16 protein-coding genes are annotated in these 20,912 nt (G+C 72.1%); 7 read left to right on the forward strand and 9 right to left on the reverse strand.

The window, feature by feature from the left end:
- Window positions 1–4 precede the first annotated feature (4 nt).
- Window positions 5–169: a hypothetical protein gene (locus tag HCJ94_RS21550; protein ID WP_168002848.1), complete on the reverse strand. Its 165-nt coding sequence runs from the start codon at window positions 167–169 to the stop codon at window positions 5–7.
- A 632-nt stretch (window positions 170–801) separates the two neighbouring features.
- On the opposite strand from HCJ94_RS21550, the gene HCJ94_RS21555 reads away from it, so the two are divergent.
- The 3 genes from HCJ94_RS21555 to HCJ94_RS21565 all read left to right on the forward strand — a co-directional run bounded on the left by HCJ94_RS21555 (window position 802) and on the right by HCJ94_RS21565 (window position 4,277).
- The gene (locus HCJ94_RS21555; RefSeq protein WP_205801670.1) at window positions 802–2,268 is read left to right on the forward strand and encodes an arylsulfotransferase family protein; all 1,467 of its coding nucleotides are present in this window, start codon (window positions 802–804) and stop codon (window positions 2,266–2,268) included.
- Window positions 2,265–3,593 carry an alpha/beta hydrolase family protein gene (locus HCJ94_RS21560; RefSeq protein WP_168002850.1) on the forward strand — a complete coding sequence of 443 codons (1,329 nt, stop codon included), beginning with the start codon at window positions 2,265–2,267 and terminating at the stop codon, window positions 3,591–3,593. The genes HCJ94_RS21555 and HCJ94_RS21560 overlap by 4 nt, the downstream gene beginning before the upstream one ends.
- 276 nt (window positions 3,594–3,869) lie before the next feature.
- On the forward strand, window positions 3,870–4,277 hold the full coding sequence (locus HCJ94_RS21565; RefSeq protein ID WP_168002851.1) for a hypothetical protein: 408 nt from the start codon (window positions 3,870–3,872) through the stop codon (window positions 4,275–4,277).
- Window positions 4,278–4,291: 14 nt separating this feature from the next.
- Here HCJ94_RS21565 and HCJ94_RS21570 read toward each other — a convergent pair whose 3' ends face one another.
- Both HCJ94_RS21570 and HCJ94_RS21575 read right to left on the reverse strand, forming a co-directional pair.
- The gene (locus HCJ94_RS21570; RefSeq protein ID WP_168002852.1) at window positions 4,292–5,872 is read right to left on the reverse strand and encodes a glycosyltransferase family 2 protein; all 1,581 of its coding nucleotides are present in this window, start codon (window positions 5,870–5,872) and stop codon (window positions 4,292–4,294) included.
- Window positions 5,869–7,188, reverse strand: coding sequence for a glycosyltransferase family 4 protein (locus HCJ94_RS21575; RefSeq protein WP_205801685.1), 1,320 nt, complete (start codon window positions 7,186–7,188; stop codon window positions 5,869–5,871). The genes HCJ94_RS21570 and HCJ94_RS21575 overlap by 4 nt, the downstream gene beginning before the upstream one ends.
- Before the next feature lie 310 nt (window positions 7,189–7,498).
- Between HCJ94_RS21575 and HCJ94_RS21580 the strand changes: the two genes are divergently transcribed.
- The 3 genes from HCJ94_RS21580 (at window position 7,499) to HCJ94_RS21590 (ending at window position 10,673) form a co-directional block, all read left to right on the forward strand.
- Window positions 7,499–8,521: a glycosyltransferase family 2 protein gene (locus HCJ94_RS21580; protein ID WP_205801671.1), complete on the forward strand. Its 1,023-nt coding sequence runs from the start codon at window positions 7,499–7,501 to the stop codon at window positions 8,519–8,521.
- Window positions 8,522–8,542: 21 nt separating this feature from the next.
- Window positions 8,543–9,661, forward strand: coding sequence for a glycosyltransferase (locus HCJ94_RS21585; protein ID WP_309227369.1), 1,119 nt, complete (start codon window positions 8,543–8,545; stop codon window positions 9,659–9,661).
- Window positions 9,662–9,989: 328 nt separating this feature from the next.
- Window positions 9,990–10,673, forward strand: a complete 684-nt coding sequence (locus HCJ94_RS21590) for an esterase/lipase family protein (RefSeq protein ID WP_309227370.1) — start codon at window positions 9,990–9,992, stop codon at window positions 10,671–10,673.
- 653 nt (window positions 10,674–11,326) lie between these two features.
- On the opposite strand, the gene HCJ94_RS21595 is transcribed toward HCJ94_RS21590, so the two are convergent.
- The gene (locus tag HCJ94_RS21595; RefSeq protein ID WP_168002856.1) at window positions 11,327–12,469 is read right to left on the reverse strand and encodes a fatty acid desaturase family protein; all 1,143 of its coding nucleotides are present in this window, start codon (window positions 12,467–12,469) and stop codon (window positions 11,327–11,329) included.
- A 13-nt stretch (window positions 12,470–12,482) separates the two neighbouring features.
- Window positions 12,483–13,574, reverse strand: coding sequence for a ferredoxin reductase (locus tag HCJ94_RS21600; RefSeq protein ID WP_168002857.1), 1,092 nt, complete (start codon window positions 13,572–13,574; stop codon window positions 12,483–12,485).
- Between the two features lie 84 nt (window positions 13,575–13,658).
- On the opposite strand from HCJ94_RS21600, the gene HCJ94_RS21605 reads away from it, so the two are divergent.
- Complete coding sequence (locus HCJ94_RS21605) at window positions 13,659–14,897, forward strand: PucR family transcriptional regulator (RefSeq protein WP_168002858.1); 1,239 nt, start codon at window positions 13,659–13,661, stop codon at window positions 14,895–14,897.
- 673 nt (window positions 14,898–15,570) lie between these two features.
- Here the strand turns inward: HCJ94_RS21605 and HCJ94_RS21610 are convergent.
- From HCJ94_RS21610 to HCJ94_RS21625, 4 genes are all read right to left on the reverse strand, one after another.
- Complete coding sequence (locus HCJ94_RS21610) at window positions 15,571–16,374, reverse strand: sugar phosphate isomerase/epimerase family protein (protein WP_168002859.1); 804 nt, start codon at window positions 16,372–16,374, stop codon at window positions 15,571–15,573.
- Window positions 16,371–17,522, reverse strand: a complete 1,152-nt coding sequence (locus HCJ94_RS21615; protein ID WP_168002860.1) for a DUF993 family protein — start codon at window positions 17,520–17,522, stop codon at window positions 16,371–16,373. Before HCJ94_RS21615 ends, HCJ94_RS21610 begins: the two co-directional genes overlap by 4 nt.
- Window positions 17,519–18,673, reverse strand: coding sequence for a Gfo/Idh/MocA family protein (locus tag HCJ94_RS21620; RefSeq protein WP_168002861.1), 1,155 nt, complete (start codon window positions 18,671–18,673; stop codon window positions 17,519–17,521). The genes HCJ94_RS21615 and HCJ94_RS21620 overlap by 4 nt, the downstream gene beginning before the upstream one ends.
- A gap of 116 nt (window positions 18,674–18,789) precedes the next feature.
- Entirely contained in the window at window positions 18,790–20,877 is a 2,088-nt protein-coding gene (locus HCJ94_RS21625; protein WP_309227372.1) for a PQQ-dependent sugar dehydrogenase, read from the reverse strand.
- Window positions 20,878–20,912: the final 35 nt, after the last annotated feature.

The raw sequence follows: 20,912 nt of genomic DNA on the forward strand, positions 1-20,912 counted from the left end.
ACGCTCAGCCGCGCCGCAGGCCCTCGATGGCCGCGTGCAGGTCGGCCTGGTCGACGGGGCCTGCCGGCCTCCCGCCGGTGGCCTCGCGCATCGCCTTGGCGAGCTGCAACCGGCGCAGGACCTCGCGGATGTCCGCGCCGGTCAGCCCCGCGCTGGCCGCGCGAGCCATGGAACCGGACCAGCGGTGTCGTCACCTTCCGACGCGGGCGAAACCAGGAAACCCACCGCCCGAGATAACCGAATAATGTTATTTTCAGCCCGGTAGGCACCGGATCCATCCTCTCGTGAGGGCCGTCACTTCTCGGCATGGCTGGGAGGTGCGTGCTTAGGTGCTGGGCCGCGCGTCGCCGTACCGGGAACGCGCGGTGTCGGGCCAGCCGGTCCGCCGCATTGCCTCGGCGCTCCGATCTGGATCCGGTCTTGTCCGCGAGGATCCACCGCTCGCGGCGGAACTTCTTCCGGGGCACAGGGGTGGTAGTGGTGTCGCACTCGACTGGGAATGACTCCGCTGGGAATGAACCGTCACCGCGGACAAGCCGTCCGGCGCGGCGGCGACCCGGTGGCGTCCGGTTGCGCCTGTCGTCGGCAGTGGCGTTGACGCTGGTGTTGGCGGCCAGCGCGTGGGCGGGGCCCGGCGGGGTTGCGCTGGCCGACGGTCCGCCGGAACCGCCATCACCAGATCCTGCTCCACGACCGGGCCCGCTGTTGTGCGCGACGGAGCCCGCTCCCGCGTCGGGCAGTGAGGGGGGCGCGACGACCACTTCAGCGCCGATCACCTCGGGCAGCGAGGTGTGGAGTTTTGTGTCCGAGCCGGACCTGCATCCGATGCGGGTCACCGTGACAACACGGAAACCGGGTACGGCTGCCGGTCAGATCTTCGTCGCCCCGTACAGCTTGGAGACGGTGGTCGGCCAGACGGGGTCCCTGATCCTCGACGACGCCGGTGATCCCGTGTGGTTCCGCCCACTGCCGTACACCAACCTGCAGAACGCCGACTTCAAGGTGCAGGCCTATCACGACCCCGAGACCGGAACGTCGCAGCCGGTGCTGACCTGGTGGCAGGGGACCATCGCCATTCCGCCGACGTACACGAACCTGCCCGGCGGCTCGCCCGAGCCGGGCGGGTGCTACTACATCTACGATTCCCACTACCGCCTGCTCAAGACGGTTTCGGCGAAGAACGGCTTCGACGCGGACGAGCACGATTTCCGGCTGACCCCGCGGGGTACCGCACTATTCATCGCGTCACGGGCCGAACCTCTGGATCTGCGGCCGTACGGGGGCCCGGAGAACGGCGCCATCCTGAACAGCGAGATCCAGGAGGTCGACCTAGCCACGGGGAAGCTGATCTTCTCGTGGAACGTTCTGGACCATGTGGACCCGGCCGATTCCGAGGAGCCGGTCTCCAACGCGGCGTCGTCCGGCGGGGTGTGGGACGCCTACCATGTGAACTCGATCGACGAGGGCCCCGACGGCCAACTACTGATCTCGATGAGAAATATGTGGGCGGTCTACAACATCGACAAAAACAGCGGGGACGTTCTCTGGCAACTCGGCGGCCAGCAGAGCGACTTCACCCTCGGCGAGAACGCGCAGTTCTACTGGCAACACGATGCCCGATTCCGGCCGGGAAACCGGATCAGCATGTTCGACGACGGCTGCTGCGACCAACCGGGTGGCTCACCCGAGCAGCAGTCACACGGCTTGATCCTCAGTCTCGACTTCGACAGCCGCACCGCGACCGCCGAACGGACCTACTACCACGAACCCCCGCTGTACTCACAGTCGCAGGGAAACACGCAGGCGCTGGTGAACGGCAACGAGTTCGTCGGGTGGGGGCAGAACCCGTACTACTCGGAGTACGCGGCTGCGGGGAACTCTGAGAATGACGGTGCGCGGAATCTGCTCTACGACGCGAAGATGCCGGGCGACAATATCTCGTATCGAGCTTTTCGCGATGAATGGATCGGTACGCCGTACTACTCCCCGAGCGTGGCGGTCCGGGCGGACGGTGGGCAGAGCGTCGTCTACGCCTCGTGGAACGGTTCGACGCAGACCGCGGCATGGCAGGTGCTGGCCGGCCCCAACCCGGATTCCCTGTCGGTGGTGGTCGGACACGCCTCGCGGGTCGGGTTCGAGACGGCGATCGCCACCGGGAGCCGAGGACCGTACTTCCAGGTGAGGGCGCTGGACGAGGCCGGAAACGTCCTCGGGGCCTCAGCCGTCGCGAATCTCGCCAAGGGGCCACGTCGACAGGGGCTACCATGACACGCCAGACGATGCTGTGGCTACACGGTGGCCGGTACCGGCGCGGATTCGCGGTCCTGCTGCTTGTCGCGGCGCTTCTCAGCACCGGCTCCGTCGCCCCGTCGTGGAGTTCCGACAACGGTCCAACCGGCATCGCCGAGGCGACCTCCGACGGGGACGTGGTCGGTACTCCCACACCCCTGCGCAATGTGCCCTCGGTGATCGCCGACGTGGCCGACGGCGAACTGATCGTCTACCGTATGCCGGGCATCCAGGGAGGACAGATCAATGCTACGGCCATGCTGTTCCTCCCCGAGCAGCAGCCCCCGGAAGGTGGCTGGCCACTCGTGGTCTGGGGCCACGGCACCGTCGGATGGGCACCCGAGTGTGCCCCGAGCGTCCAACTCCAGGAACACGGCAGGTGGGCCGACGGGCCGAACGCCGCCCTGCTGGCGGCCATTCTGAAGATGAACATCGCCGTGGTCGCTCCGGACTACGAAGGGCTGGGCCCGGTGGCCGACGGCGTCCCGGAGGGGCACGGCTACTACGAGCTGTCCAGCGAAGGAAACTCCATGATCTTCGCCGCGGTGGCCGCGCAGCGATATCTCGGCGACCGGTTGTCGGGCCAGTGGGTGCCGGCCGGATGGTCGGAAGGAGGCTTCGCGGCGCTGGCTGCCGCGTACTACTCCGACAAGGCCGCGAAGGCGGATCCCGACCTGGAGTACCGCGGCACCATCGCCCTGGCCCCGGTTCCGGATGTGCCCGCCATGAGCACGATCCTGTGGGACGACATCGACAGGGCCTCCCAATCCGGACTTCCGCCGACGGAACACCAAATCGAACAGCTCGTCTTCGCCAACGCAGAAACCATCTACTTCACCAGGACCCAACGGTACGCAGGCTATGCCATCGACCCCACCGTGATCTACGGCCCGAACATGCTGAAGCTCTACCGCGAAAACTGGCGCACCTGCCTGGACGACCTGAACACCCTGGTCAAGCAGGACATCCAGAACTACCTGGACGCGTCCCCTTCCCACCGCCTGACCACGTATCCAGGCATCCGCGGCGACACGCCGAGCTCTCTTCCCGAGAACAGGCGTTTCTACGGGGAGAACCAGGGCAGGCTTGAAAACTCGACACTGCCGGGGTCGATCCTCTGGCTGTACGGGACCGAGGACATCACCAGCCCGGCTACGATCACCTACAACGTCGTCAACAGGATGCTGATCAACGACAACGACATCAACCTCGCCGTGCTCGAAGGGGCGGGCCACTACGACGTCCCCACTGTCGGAAGACCGCTGGTCCAGGCCCGGCTGAGGCAACTCTTCGGGATCAAGTGAGCCACCCCGGCACAAAACCATGACCCGGCCCCGCCGGCAAACCGCACCGCCGTGAGCACCGCCCGGGGACGCTCTGCCGCAGGTAGGTCATCGAGGCGTCCATCGTCAGGTGACCTGGGGTGCCGCCACCACTTAGGTGAACCACTACGGCGACGACTCCGACGAGGTCCATTGGGTGGTGGAGGACTCTCAGGGCACCGTCACCCGGAACGTGTCCGGCCCGGACGGCGACCGGACGCTTCCACATCGGCCACCGGCGACGTACGGCTGCACCTGGTGGGGCTGCACGGCGACGTCAACGTCACCATCGACCCCGCTCTCACCGAACCGGAACTGTTGGCGCTGCTGAACGCGTTGACGGCCGTCGGCGTCGAACAGGGCATCGGAGTGCCACCGGTGCGCGCCCCGCGTTCCGACCCGGGACGGCCGGAGCTGGTGGATCTCTTCGTACCGCCCGCTGCCCGGCTTGCCGGTGCCGCGGTGACCGCCGACCGGGTCCGGGAGGCGATCGACGGGATGGAGCCCGACGAGCTGGTGCTCGCCGCGACCGTGCCGGCGGCGCCCGCGGTACAGCGGGACCGGCAGGTCGTCGTCCGGGCGCTCGGCAGGGTGGTGCGGGAGTTCGAGGTGCGGGCGGCCGGTGAGGAGGGGGTCCGGATATGGGTGATCAGGCAGGGCGGCTGAGCTGGCGGGTCGGGTCAGCGGGGGCGGCGGCTCACCCTGCGGCGGACCTGGGCGAGGACGCGGTTCGGGGTCACCGGCACCACGGAGACCATCAGCCGGCCGGACTCGTCGACGACCGGCGTGATCACGTACAGCCGGGCGCCGCGCCGGCGCACCAGCGGTGCGGTAGCCCGCAGTCGGGGTGCCCGCAGGGCGGCGGAGCCACCCGCCCCGGTGGCGCGGTGCAGACCCTGGGCGAGCCCCGGGTCGAACTCGCCGACCTGGGCGGACACGGCCCGCCGCTGGCCGGTGGGCCGGGTCGCGGCGATCAGGTCGGCGGCGCGGAACCGGATCCGCAGCGTGGTCCCGTCCGGGCCGGCGGTCACCGTCTCGGTGTCGGCGAGGATCTCCTCGGCGCTGACGCTGAGCGGCGGGAGATCCGGCACGGGCGTCGTCGCGGTCACGGTGAGTACCCGCTCGCCCCGCCGGTCGGTCTCCCAGCCGAGGCCGGTGACGTCCAGCTTCGCGACCCAGTCCGGCGCCGTGGTGACGTCGAAGCAGGAGTCGGGCACGCCGGCGCGGAACCCCGGATAGGCGGCGTACCGGCGGCCGTCCTCGACGATCGTGGGGGGCACCCCCGTGCGGGCGTCCTGGCGGATCACGGCGAGCAGGTCGTCGAGGCTGCCGTCGCGGGTCAGGGCGAGCCGGATGCGCGTCTCGGCGTTCAACTCGCCCGCGATGTCGTCGGTGAGGTACGCGGCCACGAGGCGCCCGATGGCGTCGTGCACCCGCTGCTGGGTGTCGCGGTCCAGCCGTAGCAGGTCGTCCTCCAGCAGCTTGGCGATCTCGTGGTCGAAACGCCGGGCCATGACGGCGTCCCGCTGCTTGCCGGGGCCGATCAGGTCGGCCACGAACGCGGTGGTCGCCTCGACGGTGCGCAGCCGGTCGAGGTGCCGGCTCAGGTACGTGATGTTGGTGGCGCTGAACCGGCGGACGGCGTAGTAGAACTCGTAGTCCGCCAGCACCGAGATGCGCCGCGCCCGGTAGCACGCCTCCAGCGTGAACGGGAGGTCGCTGCCGAGGGGCAGGTCCTCCCGGTAGCGGATCCGGTGCCGTTCCAGCAGGTCGCGGCGGAACAGCTTGGTGTTGGCCAGCGACCGGGGCAGCGGCGAGTCGAACAGGTCCACGTCGACCTGGTTGGCCGCGAAGATGTCCTGGTAGATGTGTCGACTGTTGACGCCGACCACCTTGCCGAGCACGACGTCGGAGCCCCACTCGTCGGCGGCGGTGACCAGCCGTTCCAGGGCTTCGGGGCCGAGGTGGTCGTCGGCGCCGACGAAGAAGACGTACCGGCCGGTGGCGGCGTCGAGCGCCCGGTTGCACGGGCCGGCGGGGCCGCCGGAGTTGGCCTGGTGGATGACGGTGAACACGCCGGGGTACCGGGCGGCGAACCGGTCCAGTTCGGCGCCGCTGCGGTCGGTGGACCCGTCGTCCACGGCCACAACCTGCAGCCGGTCCAGCCCGATCGTCTGCCCCACGAGGGAGTCGAGGCAGCCGGTCAGGTACGGCATGGTGTTGTAGACCGGCACCACCACGCTGACGTCGGGCGTGCTCACGGCGCCTCCACCGGGGTGCGCGCCCCGGCACCGGCCAGCAGCCGGCGGTAGAGCGCGTCGAGGCGGTCGGCCTGCGCCTCCCACGTCCAGCCGGGCAGCGGCGAGTCGGGGCCGTCGTAGACCTGGCGGTAGCGCTGCGGGTCGGCGAGCACGGCCCGCACCGCGCGGGCCAGGTCGGCGGCGTCGCGGGCGCGGAACACCTCGCCCTGCCCGGTCGCGCGGACGGTGTCGGCCATCGTGCGGACGTCGCTGACCACGACCGGCAGCCGCGCGTGTGCGTACTCGAAGAACTTGGTGATCAGGGCGATCTCGTGGTTCGGCCAGTGGTGGAGCGGGATCAGGCCCACGTCGGCGGCGCTGAGGAAGGCGCTCACCTGTCCGTGCGGCACGTACGGCACGGGGTGCAGCCGCTCCGCCACGCCGAGCCGGTCGGCGAGGGCCCGCAGGTGGCGGACGTACGGCGCGGCCGGGTCGGCGACCACCAGCGCGAGGTGGGCATCGGGCAACCGGGGCAGCGCCTCGACCACGGTGGCCACCCCGCGCTGCTGGGTGAGCGTGCCGCTGTAGACGAGCAGCGGGGTCTGCGGGCCGATCCCGCAGAGGTGACGCAGGTCGGGCACCTCCGCTCCGTCCGGCGTCGAATCTGCTGACGTCGGGGCGTTGAGCAGCACGGTCGGGCGCTCCGCCAGCCGGTGCTCCTCCCGGAGCAGGTCGGCCAGGTCCTCCGAGACGGTCACCACCGCGTCGGTGTGCGACACGTACTCCCGCACGTACGCGAGATGGGCCGGCAGCCAGCGCACGTTGTCGCGGCGGGGCTTCGCGCCGGGCAGCCACTCGTGCGCGTCCCACACGAGCTTCACGTCCCGGCCGGCGGCCCGCGCCCGGTCCACCGCGCGCGCGGCCACGCCGAGCATCCGGAAGTCGTGGGCGTGGATCAGGTCCGGCGCCAGGGCGTCGAGCACCGGCCCGAACACCCGCTCGTACGTCCACAGCCCCGGTTCCAGGCGCCGCCACGCCCGGTCGCCGGAGACCGTACGCCACAGGAGGACCTGGGCGTGCTCGACCGGCCGCCGGGCCAGCCGGGCCACCCGCAGCACCGGCCCGCCCCGGGCGACCAGCCGCTGGCGCAGCGTGCGCCGCCCGCCGGCGGGCGTCCCGCCGCCCATCGGCAGCACGCGGACGTGTGCGTCGCCGAGCCGCCACTCCCGCTCGACGTCGGCGCAGCCCAGCAGGGTGACGTCCCAGCCCGCGTCGGCGGCCGAGCGGGCAGCCTTCTGCACCCGGGAGTCGCCGTCCACCCCGTTGTCCACGAGCATGACCACCCGGCCACCGCCGGCCGCGGTGACACCGTCGAGCTGCACGAATTGTTCTCCGATTCCTCACGTCAGCGGATGCCCGGCGAGTGTACGGCAGTTCGGGCACCGGAATCGTTCCACCGCCGCGCTTTTCCGCCACTCGACAGTTCGGCCACGAGCTGATTCCCGGCCGTATACGCTCTGGTCATCTACGTCTTACCGGCGTTTTTCCTTAGGCCGGTTAGGTCATGCGCAAAGCCTCGACCGGCATCCGATGCCGCCCATTCGCCGGCTCCCGAGGAAACCGCAATCAATGCGTAAGCGGGTATTCATGTCGCGTACACCTGACGTCAGCGTGGTCATCCCGACGTGCGACCGGCCGGACCTGGTGAGCCGCGCGGTCCGCAGCGCCCTCGCCCAGTCGGTGGCGGAGATCGAGGTCCTCGTCGTGGTCGACGGTGCGGACGCCGACACGCAGGCCGCCCTCGCCGCGATCCCCGACCCGCGCCTGCGCGTGCTGCCGCTGCCCCAGCGGGGTGGCGCGCCGAACGCCCGCAACGTCGGCGTCCAGGCTGCCCGCGCCCGCTGGACGGCGTTCCTCGACGACGACGACGAGTGGCTGCCTCGCAAGCTGGAGGTGCAACTCGCGCTCGCCGCCACCGCGACCGTCGCGTCCCCGATCGTCGCCAGCCGCCTGGTGAACCGCACCCCGCGCGCCGAGTTCGTGCTGCCCCGCCGGCTGCCGAAGCCGGGCGAGCCGGTCTGCGAGTACCTCACCGTGCGCCGGGGCCTCTTCCACGGGGACGGCTTCATCCAGACCTCGACGATCATGGCGCCCACCGAGCTGCTGCGCCGCGTCCCGTTCACCGTCGGCCTGCGCCGGCAGCAGGAGCTGGACTGGACGCTGCGGGCACTCGCGCACGACGACGTACGGCTGCTGATGGCGCCCGAGCCGCTCGTGCTGTGGCACCAGGACGAGGACCGGCCGCGGATCAGCCTCTCCTCCCCCTGGGCGGCGCAGCTGGAGTGGCTGCGGTCCAGCCGCCCCCTGCTCACCCCACGGGCGTACGCGGCCGTCGCGCTGAGCGTCGTCGGCTCGATGGCGGCCACCACCCGCGACCCGCGGGTCTTCCGGACCGTGCTCGCCGACGCCCGCCGGTACGGCCGCCCGGGTGCCATCGACTACCTGACGTACCTGCAGATCTGGCTGATCCCGCCGCAGCTCCGGCACGCCCTGCGAGACCGGATCCTGGACCGCCGTCGCCGCCCGACCCGGTCCACCCCGCCGGGCGCCGCCGGGTCGCCCCGGCCCGCCGCGCCGGACCTCGCCGCCGCCGACTCCGGGAACCCGTGACCCGTGCCGCACGCTGAACGGGTGCCCCACGTCGTCATCTGGCGCAGCCACCTGCTGGCCGGCTCCGAGACGTTCATCCGCAACCAGGCCGACGCGCTGACGGCCTGGCGCGCCACCTACCTCGGCGCGGTGCGGGTCGCGTCGACGCTGACCCGCGACACCGACGTGGTCGCGTTCGGCGACACCGGCCGGGACCGGCGGGCCCTGCTCGCGCTGAAGGCCACCGGCCGGTCAGCCCGGCTCACCCGGCTGCTGCGACGGCTCCGGCCGGCACTGGTGCACGCCCACTTCGGCAACGACGGGTGGCTGATCAGCCGCACCGCCGCCGACCTGGGCATTCCGCTGGTCGTCACGGTGCACGGCCAGGACGTCACCCGCCAGCCGGCCCTCCCGGGGCTGCGCGGCGCCCGCCAGCGGCACAACCTGCGGGTGGCGTTCGACCGGGCGGCGCTCGTCGTGGCGGTCAGCGAGTTCATCCGCGACCGGGCGGTCGCCCTCGGCGCGGATCCGGCGAAGGTCCGCGTGCACCACACCGGCGTGCCCGTCCCGCCCCTCCCGGCGCCCACCCCGCCGGTGTGGAACGTGGCGTTCGTCGGCCGGTTCGTCGAGAAGAAGGGCGTCGACGACCTGGTCGAGGCGCTGGGGCTGCTGCGGCCCCGGCGGCCCCGGGCACTGTTCATCGGCACCGGGCCGCTGGAGGGGGCGCTGCGCGCCCGCGCCGCCCAGCTCGGCCTCGACGCCACCTTCCTCGGCGCGCAGCCACCGGAGGTGGCGGCCGGTCACCTGGCGCGGTCGGCGCTGCTCGCCGCACCGTCGAGGACCGCGGCGGACGGCGACTCCGAGGGGCTGCCCACCACCGTCCTGGAGGCGGCGAGCCTCGGCGTGCCGGTGGTGGCGACGCACCACAGCGGCATCCCGGAGGCGGTCGTGCACGGCGAGACCGGCCTGCTCGGCGCCGAGGGCGACCGGGCCGCGCTCGCCGACAACATCGCCCGCCTGCTCGCCGACGACGCCCTGCGGCGGCGGCTCGGCGGCCAGGCCCGCCGGCACGTCGAGGACCGCTTCGACCTGCACAAGCAGACCCGACGGCTGGAGAAGCTGTACGACGCCGTCGCCGAGCGGCACCCGTCCTCGCGGTAACCCCACGCAGCACGGACGCGACGGCCCCACGCCGGCCGGTCACGTCGTCGAACGCTGCCTCCGGACGGTTCGCCGACCGCCCACCTGACCGCCCCCTCGCCGTCGGTGAGGAGGCGGAGGCCGGTTCGCCGGTACGGCCACCAGGGCCCGGAGCAGGGACGCCCGCAGGCCAATCGAGATATTGACATGCGAAGGCAACCCGCCGGTAACATTCGCGCACCCTCGGAACGGCGCGGGTCCTCCCCCGAACCCGCGTCGATTCGCCGTGGCGCCGAATCGCGGCCAGCGAGCAGCTCGCGGGCCGCGCACCCCCGGAAGGACCGCCCCCGTGACATCGATCATGGCAAGATTGTCACTCGCCCTGACTGTCGCCGCAGCGACCCTCGTCGGCCTCCCCAGCCCCGTCCACGCCGCCTCGTACACGGCGTCGAGCAACCCGATCCTCTTCGTACACGGCTGGAGCAGCAGCGCCTCCACCTGGAACACGATGATCAGCCGCTTCCAGGCCGACGGGTGGCCGTCGAGCCACCTGCGGGCGTTCTCCTACGACACCAGCCAGTCCAACGCCACCACGGCGCAGACGGTCAGCCAGGAGGTCGACAAGCTGCTCGGCGCCACCGGCGCCAGCAAGGTGGACATCATCACCCACTCGATGGGCGGGCTCTCCTCCCGCTACTACCTGAAGAACCTCGCCAGCAGCGGCAAGGTCGACCGCTGGGTCTCCCTGGGCGGCCCGAACCACGGCACCAGCTCGGCGAACACCTGCTTCAGCACCGCCTGCGTCGAGATGCGGATCGGCTCGACCTTCCTCACCAGCCTCAACTCCGGCGACGAGACGCCCGGCGCGTTCACGTACGGCACCTGGCGATCCCCGTGCGACGGCGTCATCAACCCGGTGGACAGCACGGTCCTGTCGGGCGCCGCCAACACGAGGACCGCCTGCGTGACGCACACGAACCTGCAAAACGACGCCACCATCTACGGCCAGGTACGCGACTTCGTCAACCCGTGACGTCCCACAGGGACCGTCGACGGCGGTCACCGGGAAGCCGCCCGGTGACCGCCCGCGACGACGCCCGCGCGCCGGCCCGCTCAGCCGGTAGTCGGACTGGGCCTTGGCGTTCTGCGTCGGCGATCCGGCCGTGAAGGCCGACTTCGGGTGGACTTCGTGGGCAGCCGGTCGGTCCGCCTGGTCGGCACCGGCGGCTCCGCCGTCACCGCCGCGTTCGACCCCGAAACCACGAGGCCGGATCGATACGTCAACGTCTGTTGAGCCAGATCGAAGCGATGCGTTGTGTCGGCGGTCATGACTGCCTCAGACCTGGCTTTGATCATGGCCGTCGATGCCAGTACGACACTTGCCTTATTTGCAGTGTCGAAGTGACAAGTGGGGCTCATGTGGTCACCACAGAACGGAGGCACGGCGAGATGCAGGTGATCGAAACTGGTAAGGCGGCAGGTGAGTGATGCCGAACTACCCCGTTCCCTACCGTGACGACGACCAGCGTCTGAACGACGATCTGCTCCGAGAGGTGCGGGACGCACTAATCAAGCGCGGCTTTCCCGAGTTGACGAAGGTCGACTACGGGCTGCTGGAGGTCATGCTGGTCCGGTTCGTCTACGCGAAGCGGCGGCAGGTCTGGTCACGATCACGGACTGACGCGGTCAGGCGCCCGTCGCCGCGAGGGCCGGGGTCGGACGGTCGTCGGCCCGGCCACGCGGCTTGCGGTTGGGCAGGGACAGCCGGATGACCTTCCACCAGGCGGAGGCGACCTGCTTCGGCAGGGAGCCGGTGGTGTACTTCAGGCCGTACCGGTCGAAGAGCGCCCGCACCTCCGGGGCGATCTCGCCGTAGCGGTTGCTCGGCAGGTCCGGGAAGAGGTGGTGCTCGATCTGGTGGGACAGGTTGCCGGTCATGATGTGCATCAGCCGGCTGCCGCTGATGTTGGCCGACCCGAGCATCTGCCGCAGGTACCACTCGCCGCGCGTCTCGCCCTCGATCGAGGTCTTCTCGAAGGTCTCCACGCCCTCCGGGAAGTGCCCGCACATGATCACCGAGTGGCTCCACAGATTGCGGATCAGGTTGGCGGTGAACGTCGCGGCGAGCGTGGTGAGGAAGGACGGGCCGGACAGCAGCGGGTGCAGAACGTAGTCCTTGAGCACCTGACGGCGGATCTTGCGACCGACCGCGCGGGCCCGGGCCCGGAACTCGGGGCTCTTGTGCCGGCCGTTCTTGAGGTTCCCCCGCAGCTCCAGGTCGTACGCGGCGATGCCGTACTCGAAGAAGCAGGCGTTGATGAGGTTCCACAGCGGCTGGCCCAGGTGGGCCGGGCGCCAGGGCTGGTCCTCGTCGACACGCATGATGCCGTACCCGAGGTCGTTGTCCTTGCCGATCACGTTGGTGTAGCGGTGGTGCAGTTCGTTGTGCGAGTGCTTCCACTGGTCGGCCGGTGAGACGTGGTCCCACTCCCAGGTGGTCGAGTGGATCTTCGGGTCGCGCATCCAGTCCCACTGGCCGTGCAGGACGTTGTGCCCGATCTCCATGTTCTCCAGGATCTTGGCGATCGACAGACCGACGGTGCCGACGACCCAGGCCGGCGGGAAGAGCGAGAACAGGAGCACCGCCCGGCTGGACAGTTCCAGGCTCCGCTGGGTCTTGATGACCCGCCGGATGTACCGGGCGTCCCGCTCGCCCCGGTCGGCGAGGACCCGGTCCCGGATCGCGTCGAGTTCCTTCCCGATGACCTCGATGTCCTCGGCGGTGAGGTGGGCGATCGGGTTGACGGGCTTGCGCTGGATGACGGTCACGTGGGCACTCCGGTCAGTGGTCGATGTCGCAGGGGCCGGCCGCCGCCGACACGCAGGTCTGGATGAGGACGCCGTCGCCGGGGACCGCGGTGGTGAGTGCCCCGTTGCGCAGGTCGCGAACCGCGCCCTGCCGCAGCGGAAGGACGCAGCCGAAGCAGATGCCCATCCGGCAGCCCGAGGGCATGAGCACACCGGCCGTCTCACCGGCGTCGAGCAGCGGCGTGGCGCCGTCGGCGGTCACGGTCACGCCGGCCCGGCCGAAGGTGACGGTGCCGCCCTCGCCGGGCGAGATGACGGTCGGCCGGAACCGCTCGGTGTGCAGGCGCTCCGCGTGGCCGGTGGCGGCCCAGTGGGCCTCCAGGGCGTCGAGCAGCCCGACCGGCCCGCACGCCCAGGTCTGCCGATCGAGGTGGTCCGGCACCAGGTCGGCCAGGTCGGCGGTGGTGAGTACGCCGTCGTGGTCGGTGTGCCGCTCCACCAGCCGCAGCGCCCCGGCCGCGGCGCGGTCCCGCAGCTCCGCGCCGAAGATCACGTCCGCCGGTGTCGGCGCGGAGTGCACGAGCGTGACGTCGGCTCCAGCGAGGGCGCCGCTGCGCAGCATCCCCATGACCGGCGTGATCCCGCTGCCCGCGGTCACGAACAGCACGCGCGTCGGCACCGGCGTGGGCAGGACGAAGTCGCCCGTCGCCTGGTCGAGCTGCACGATCGTGCCGGGCCGGACCCGCCGGACGAGGTGGTTGCTGACCACCCCGTCCGGGATCGCCTTCACGGTGATCGCGAACGGGTCGCGGCGGCCGCCGAGGGCCGAGGTCACCGAGTACGCCCGCCACTGCCGTACGCCGTCGACGTCCACGCCGAGGCGGACGTACTGCCCGGGGACGTGCCCCCGCCAGTCGCGCCCCGGCTGCACGACCACCGTCGCCGCGTCCCGGGTCTCCGGTCGTACCGCGAGGATCCGGCCCCGCAGGTCGGCACCGGAGCGTAGCGGGGCGACCAGGTCGAGGTAGTCGTCGGGCAGCAGCGGGGTGGTGACCGCCGCGGCGAGCCGCAGGAACCGGCGCCGCAGGGACGCCGTCGCGGGTGGGCGCGGAACGGTGGTGGTCATATCCCGATGGTCGCGGCACAATGGCATAAACTCTTGGCCCGCGAAGGTGAACCGGGCCCGTCGATTTGTGCGGGAGGAACAATCGTGGCGGACCGGTCCGAGGCGACCCGACGCGCAGCCGGTCTCGATCTCGACGAGCGGGTGGCCGGCGCCCTGCGCGACCGGTTGCCCCTGCTCGCCGAGCGGACCGTCACCGCGATCACCGCCGAGGTGCCCAGCTACTCCGGCACCCTGACCGGCCAGATGCGGGACAAGATCGAAGCCGCGGTGCAGATCGCGCTCGGCAATTTCCTGCAACTGCTCGAACGCTCCCACGCCGCGGACCCGAGCACGCCCCTGGTCCCCGCGCTGGAGGCCGCGTACGCCCTGGGCAGCGGTGAGGCCGGCTCGGGGCGGAGCATGGACGCGCTGCTGGCCGCGTACCGGGTGGGAGCGCGGGTCTCCTGGCGGGAGATGTCCACCATCGCGGTGCGCGGCGGGCTGCCGGCGGGGACCGTCGCCGAGTTCGCCGAGCTGATGTTCGCCTACATCGACGAGCTGTCCGCCGCCAGCGTCGCCGGGCACGCCGACGAGCTGGCCAGCGCCGGCCGGGCCCGCCGGCGCAACCTGGAACGTCTCGCCCAGCAACTGGTCACCGGCGCGGCCGAGGACGTGCTGCTACGCAGCGCCGAACGGGCCGACTGGCCGCCGCCCCAGACGCTCACCGTCGTACTCCTCCCCCGGGCCAACCTGCGCGCGGCGCTCGCGCTCCTGCCGGCGCACACCCTGGAGAGCGGCGACGACCTGCCCGGCGCCGCGGCCGGCGAGGAGCTGGCCGTGCTGCTCGTCCCCGACGCGCACGGCGACCGGCGACGGCAGGTCGCCCGGACGCTGCACGGCCGCCGCGCCGTGCTCGGCCCGGCGCGGCCGTGGATGCGGGTGACGTACTCCTGGCAGCGGGCCACCCGCGCCCTGGCGCTCGGGCTGCTCCCGGCCGACGACGGGCCGCCGCTGGACACCGAGGCGCACCTCGCCGAACTGCTTCTCGGCATGGACCCGGAGGGCCTCGCGGACCTGCGCGCCCGGGTGCTGGCCCCGCTGGCGGCGCTGCCGCCGACCACGGCCGAGCGGCTCGCCGAGACGCTGCGCTCCTGGCTGCTGCACCACGGCCGCCGCGACGACGTCGCCGCCGACCTGTTCGTGCACCCGCAGACCGTGCGCTACCGGATGGGCAAGCTCCGCGAGCTGTACGGGGACCGCCTGCACGACCCCGCCACGGTGCTCGACCTCACGCTCGCCCTGGCGTTCCCGGCCCGGGACCGGGCCGACGAGCAGGCCTCCTGACGGGTCCGGGAACGGGACGGCGACCCGCCGGCGCACCGGGTCGGCGTCACGGCTTCCGCCGGCCCATCATCGACGACGCCGCCCGGGAGGCCGGTCGGTCGCCGGCCGACGTCCGACGGCTGCTCAACGTCAACGGGCGGTTCGCCACCGTCGGCCGCGGGCCCCTGCACGGCCCCGCCGAGCAGTGGGCCGAGGAACTGGCCGACCTCGCCCTGACCGACGGGATCAGCACGTTCATCCTCGGCAGCGACGACCCCGACGACCTGCGCCGGTTCGCCGCCGAGGTGGCGCCCGCCGTCCGCGAATTGGTCGCCACCGAGCGCGCCTCCTCCGCTGCCGCCGAGCGCGCCGACTCCGCCGCCGGGCCGACCGCCTCCGGTGCGGGACCGGCCGACCCGGGAACCACGGCCGGGCCACGCCCGGCGGAGGCCGCGCCGGCGACCGGACCGCGGCTCGCGGCCAGCCGGCCCGCGTCCGTCGGCCGGAGCGCCTTCTCCGTCGTACCGACGCCGGACGACGGCGTGCGCCGCAGCGACGAGCGGGTCTGGGACGAGTCGGCCCGCCCGACCGGGCCGGCACCCGATCCCGACCGCACGTACTCCCCGGGCCCCGGGCCCCGGAGGCCGGGACGGCGACCTCCGTGGTGGGCGTGGCCTGACCGCACCGACCCCGGTCAGGCCACGTGGGTGAGGTAGCCGGCGATCGCCTCGTCGAGCACCTCGCGGCCCGGCCGCGCCCACACCGCCTCGGCGAAGACCTCCACCTCCACCGGGCCGGTGTAGCCGGCGGCGTCCACGGCCTCCCGGAAGCGGCGCAGCTCGACGCAGCCGGTGCCGGGCAACCCCCGGCCGAGCAGCACGCCCGCCGGCAGCGGCGTCACCCAGTCGGCGACCTGGAAGCAGGCGATCCGTCCCTCCCGCCCGGCCCGGTCGATCTGCGCCCACACCTGGTCGTCCCACCACAGGTGGTACGTGTCGACCACGACGCCCACCGCCTCCGCGGGGTACGGCGCGGCCAGGTCGAGTGCCTGACCGAGACTGGCCACCACGCACCGGTCGGAACAGAACATCGGATGCAGCGGCTCCACGGCGAGCCGGACCCCGGCGGCGACGGAGTGCGGCACCAGCTCGCCGATCGCGTCCCGTACGTGCGCCCGCGCGCCGTCGATGTCGCGGCTGCCGGCGGGCAGGCCGCCGGAGACCAGGACCAGCACGGGTGCCCCCACCGCCGCCGCCTCGTCGATCGCCCGCCGGTTCTCGTCCAGCCAGCCGGGGGCCTCGAAGAAGCCGCCGCGGCACAGCGAGGTGACGGTCAGGCCGGCGTCCCGTACCAGCGCGCCCGCCTCCTCGACCCCGTACGCCGCCAGGTCCTCGCGCCACAGCCCCACCCCGGTGACCCCGGCGTCGGCGCAGCCGGCCACGAGCTCCGGCAGCGGCCACCGCTTGGTGGTGGCCGAGTTGAGCGCGAACCGCTTCACTGCGCCACCCCCACCGTGGTCATGAACGCCCGGGCCCGGTGGGCCGCCAGCTCGGCGTCGGGCAGCAGACCGGCGGCGTCGGCGAGCCGGAGCAGCCGGCCCAGGTGCGCCGGTGACCGTCCGGACTGGAGGCCGCCGACCATGGTGAAGTGGTCCTGGTGGCCGGCGAGCCAGGCGAGGAAGACGATCCCGGTCTTGTAGTAGAAGGTCGGCGCGCCGAACAGGTGCCGGGCCAGCGGCAACGTCGGTGCGAGCAGCTCGTCGTACGTGGTCGGGTCGCCCGCGTCGAGCGCCCGGAACGCCGCCGCGGCCGGCGGTGCGATGGCGGCCAGGACGCCGAGCAGCGCGTCGGAGTGGCTCTCGCCGTCGCCCCGGATCAGGGCCGGGTAGTTGAAGTCGTCGCCGGTGTAGAGGCGTACCCCCGGTGGCAGGCGCCGGCGCAGGGCGACCTCGAAGTCCTCGTCGAGCAGCGACAGCTTGATGCCGTCCACCTTGGTGTGGTGCGCGCTGATCAGCGCCACCACGGTGTCGGCGGCGCGCGCCGGGTCGGCGGCACCCCAGTAGCCGGCCAGGGCCGGGTCGAAGGCCGGGCCGAGCCAGTGCAGCACCACCGGGCCGTCCGCCTCGGCCAGCAGTCGGCCGTAGATGTCGAGGTAGTCCTCGGCGGACGGGGCGGCCGCGGCCAGGTGCCGGCTGCACATCAGCACCGGCCGGGCGCCGGCGTCCTGCACGTCGGCGAGCTGCTCGGCGTACGCCTTGCGGATCTCGTCGAGGGTGGCCGGGCCGGGCGGCAGCTGGTCGGTGGCGACACCGGCGCAGATCGCGCCGCCCTCGGCGCGGGCCGCCTCCGCCGACCGGCGGACGAGCTCGCGTGCCGTCGGGTAGTCCAGGCCCATGCCCCGCTGCGCGGTGTCCATGGCCTCGGCGACGCCGAACCCGTATGACCACAGGTGCCGCCGGAAGGCCAGCGTCGCGTCCCAGTCCACCACCGCCGGCGTGCCCGGGACGTTCTCCGCACGTGGGTCGGCGACGACGTGCGCGGCGGCGTACGCGACGCGGCTGGTGAAGCGGGCGCCGGGCGTGCCGTGCTCGCGGCCGGCGCCGGACAGGGTGAGCGGCCCGTCGGGCAGGGTGACCGACGCGCTCACGACCCCAGCTCCGTCACCTCGACGCGCCGGCCCTCGCGCGCCGACTGCAGGCCCAGCTCGGCCAGCTGCACGCCCCGCGCGCCGGCCCACAGGTCCCAGGTGTACGGGGCGTCCTCGGCGACGTGCCGCAGGAACATCTCCCACTGCGCCTTGAAGCCGTTGTCGTACACGTCGTTGTCCGGCACCTCCTGCCACTGGGAGCGGAAGTCGTCGGTGGACGGCAGGTCCGGATTCCAGACCGGCTTCGGGGTGGTGGACCGGTGCTGGACGCGGCAGCGGCGCAGGCCGGCGACGGCGCTGCCCTCGGTGCCGTCGACCTGGAACTCGACCAGCTCGTCCCGGTTGACCCGGACGGCCCAGGACGAGTTGATCTGCGCGACGATGCCTCCGTCGAGTTCGAAGATGCCGTACGCGGCGTCGTCGGCGGTCGCGTCGTAGGGCTGGCCGTCCTCGTCCCACCGCCGCGGGATGTGCGTCGCGATGTGCGCGGTGACCGCCCGCACCGGGGCGAAGATCTGCTCCAGCACGTAGTGCCAGTGCGGGAACATGTCGACCACGATGCCGCCGCCGTCGGCCGCCCGGTAGTTCCAGCTGGGACGCTGGGCCTCCTGCCAGTCCCCCTCGAAGACCCAGTAGCCGAACTCGCCGCGCACCGACAGGATCCGGCCGAAGAAGCCGCCCCGCACGAGTCGGTCGAGCTTGCGCAGGCCCGGCAGGAAGAGCTTGTCCTGTACGACCCCGTGCCGTACGCCGGCCGCGTCGGCGGCACGGGCCAGGTCGACCGCGCCGGAGAGGGTGGTGGCGGTCGGCTTCTCGGTGTAGATGTGCTTGCCCGCCTCGATGGCGAGGCCGATCGCCTTCTCCCGTTCGCTGGTGACCTGGGCGTCGAAGTAGATCGAGACGTCCGGTCGGGCCAGCGCGGCGCCCAGGTCCGTCGTCCAGTCCGTCAGCCCGTGCTGGGCCGCGACGTCCCTCAGCTTGGCCTCGTTGCGCCCGACCAGGACGAGTTCCGGCCAGAGCCGGCCCCCGCCGCGCAGCGGTACGCCGCCCTGCTCGCGGATCGCCAGCAGCGACCGCACCAGGTGCTGCCGGTAGCCCATCCGCCCGGTCACGCCGTTCATGACGATTCCGATCGGGACACGTGCCGTCATCGTCCCACCCTCCAGGTAAGGCGTCATTCCCCGGCACCCGGTCCGCCGGGTGCCGCACACTGCCGCTGGCCGGCGGGGACGGCGGCGGCTCCGCCGCCGTCCCCGCCGGACCGGTCTCAGGCCGGCGTTCCGGTCACCGTCAGGTGACGCAGCCGGCCGATGTTGTCGAACGAGCCGAAGCCGACCCGCCCGGAGCCGAACGTGGTGTCCTTCGCGGTCATCAGCGGGTCCTTACGACCGTCCACGTAGACCGCGATCTCGCCGGTCGCCGGCAGGTGGACGACGCGCACCTTGTGCCAGTCGGCGTCCACGATCGCCGGGTTGGCGCCGCGGGACCGGCCGTTCCACTGGTGGTCGATGCGCTGCCGGTCAGCGTTGTTGACCTTGAAGATGCCGTTGTGCGGCAGGATCGTGTTGTCGGTCGAGAGGTGGGCGTAGTAGAACTCGGTGTCCGAGCGCCAGCCGAAGACGATGATCACGTCCCGGTTGCTGACCTCGACCGGCGTGTCCAGCCGCACGTCCGCCTCGATCTCCACCGAGGACCACTCCGGCCCCTCGGTCACGACCGCGTACTCGAACGGGCGGCGCGGCCCCGGCCGGCTCACGCCCGCCTCGGCGAGGATGACCTCGTCGCCGTCGAACTGCCACTTCGACGGGGTGACCGGCGCCCAGCTGTCCGGGCCCGAGGGCTTGTGCAGCTTGGTGCCGCCGACGTCGCCGCTGGCGAACTCCCTGGTGCCGGTGACCTTCCAGATCTTGCCGTTGGCCTTGGCGAGGATGTAGAGCTCACCCTCGGCGTCGGTGCCGAAGCGCAGGTCGACCCGCTCCGGGTTGCCGGGCGCGCCCAGCGCGGAGAGGTCCTGCATCCGGACCGGGTTGCCGGCGGCGTTGAAGAGGGCGAGCCGGTGGATCGTGGCCAGCCCGTGGCCGCGCCGCATCTCGTGCGCCTCGGTGTAGAGCACCTGACCGTCGACCAGGTCACCGAAGACGTACTTGCCCTTCAGCGCGGGCAGCTCGTTGCCGCGGTAGACGAACCCGCCGGCCACCGCGACCCCGACGTCCGAGGTGCAGTTCCAGTTGGGTGCCGGGTTGTGGTCGTACGCCGCCACCGGGTACGTGTAGCCGTACTCGGCGTCGTTCGCCGGCAGCGGGAGCAGCTTGTCGCAGGCGCTGCCCGTCCGGTCGAAGACGAACGCTCCCTCCCGCTCGCTCCAGCCGAAGTTGTCGCCGGCACGCACCTCGTAGATCGCCTCGATGGCGTGCTCGCCGATATGGCCGAGGAACATCCGGCCGGTGGCCTGGTCCCAGCTGAACCGGTGCGGGTCGCGGAAGCCGACCGCGTAAATCTCTCCCAGGGCGCCGGCCCGGTCGACGAACGGGTTGTCCGCCGGGATGCCGTACCGGCCGTTGGCCGAGTTCGTGCCGCTCGGGTCGATCCGCAGCAGCTTGCCGTGCACCATGCCCAGGTTCTGCGGCTCGGTGTTCCGCACACCGGTGCCGCCGTCGCCGACGGCCAGGTACAGCAGCCCGTAGTCGCTCTGGCCGGGCTTCGCCGTGGGGTTGAAGTTGATTTCCTGAACGCCGTGGACCTGGCCGGCGAAGCCGATCCGCAGCACCTCACGCCGGCTGCCGGTGAACGTGTCGGCGGCCGGGTCGGTCGCCGTCCACTCGTTGATCACGCCGTGGAAGATGGCGTTGGCCTGCGCGTAGTCCGGCGTCCTGGTCGCCAGCGACGCCTGCTCGGTGTGGATGGTGTAGAAGCGGCCGTTGCTGCCGAACTCCGGGTGGAACGTGACGTAGCCGAAGCCCTGGCCGAGGCCACGGCCGGAGAAGAACTGGGGCGCGAAGGTGGCGGCCACGTCGAGGTAGACGTGCGGTACGCCGTCCTGCACCAGGTAGAGCTTGCCGTTGAGGTCCGGCACGGCACGGCGGCCGGAGCCGTCCGGCAGCTCCATGAGGGTGTTGATCCGGGCGGTCCGCATCAACCGCTGGTCGGTGGGGGCCGGGGTGGGGAAGGTCTGGGGGAAGCTGGCGTACTCGGAGAGGACCAGCCCCAGGCGGGACTGGGTGGGCATCTCGACGACCGGGTCGTCGATCGACTCGGCGGCCCGGGCGGGGCCGGCGACCAGGGTGGACAGGACGAGCGTGGCGGCGGTGAGCCCAGCCGTCAGCGCGGATCTGCGGATCTTGCCGATACTGCGCACGCGGGTCTCCTTCTCGGGTGAGGCGGCCGAGGTCG

The sequence above is a fragment of the Micromonospora thermarum genome, from assembly GCF_012034245.1.
In the GTDB taxonomy this organism is placed as follows: Bacteria; Actinomycetota; Actinomycetes; order Mycobacteriales; family Micromonosporaceae; genus Micromonospora; species Micromonospora thermarum.

Excerpts from the sequence above, each read along its gene's own strand:
- HCJ94_RS21550 (WP_168002848.1), bottom strand. The coding sequence starts at position 169 with ATGGCTCGCGCGGCCAGCGCGGGGCTGACCGGCGCGGACATCCGCGAG.
- HCJ94_RS21560 (WP_168002850.1), top strand. The coding sequence starts at position 2,265 with ATGACACGCCAGACGATGCTGTGGCTACACGGTGGCCGGTACCGGCGC.
- HCJ94_RS21575 (WP_205801685.1), bottom strand. The coding sequence starts at position 7,188 with ATGCTCGTGGACAACGGGGTGGACGGCGACTCCCGGGTGCAGAAGGCT.
- HCJ94_RS21580 (WP_205801671.1), top strand. The coding sequence starts at position 7,499 with ATGTCGCGTACACCTGACGTCAGCGTGGTCATCCCGACGTGCGACCGG.
- HCJ94_RS21600 (WP_168002857.1), bottom strand. The coding sequence starts at position 13,574 with ATGACCACCACCGTTCCGCGCCCACCCGCGACGGCGTCCCTGCGGCGC.
- HCJ94_RS21620 (WP_168002861.1), bottom strand. The coding sequence starts at position 18,673 with ATGACGGCACGTGTCCCGATCGGAATCGTCATGAACGGCGTGACCGGG.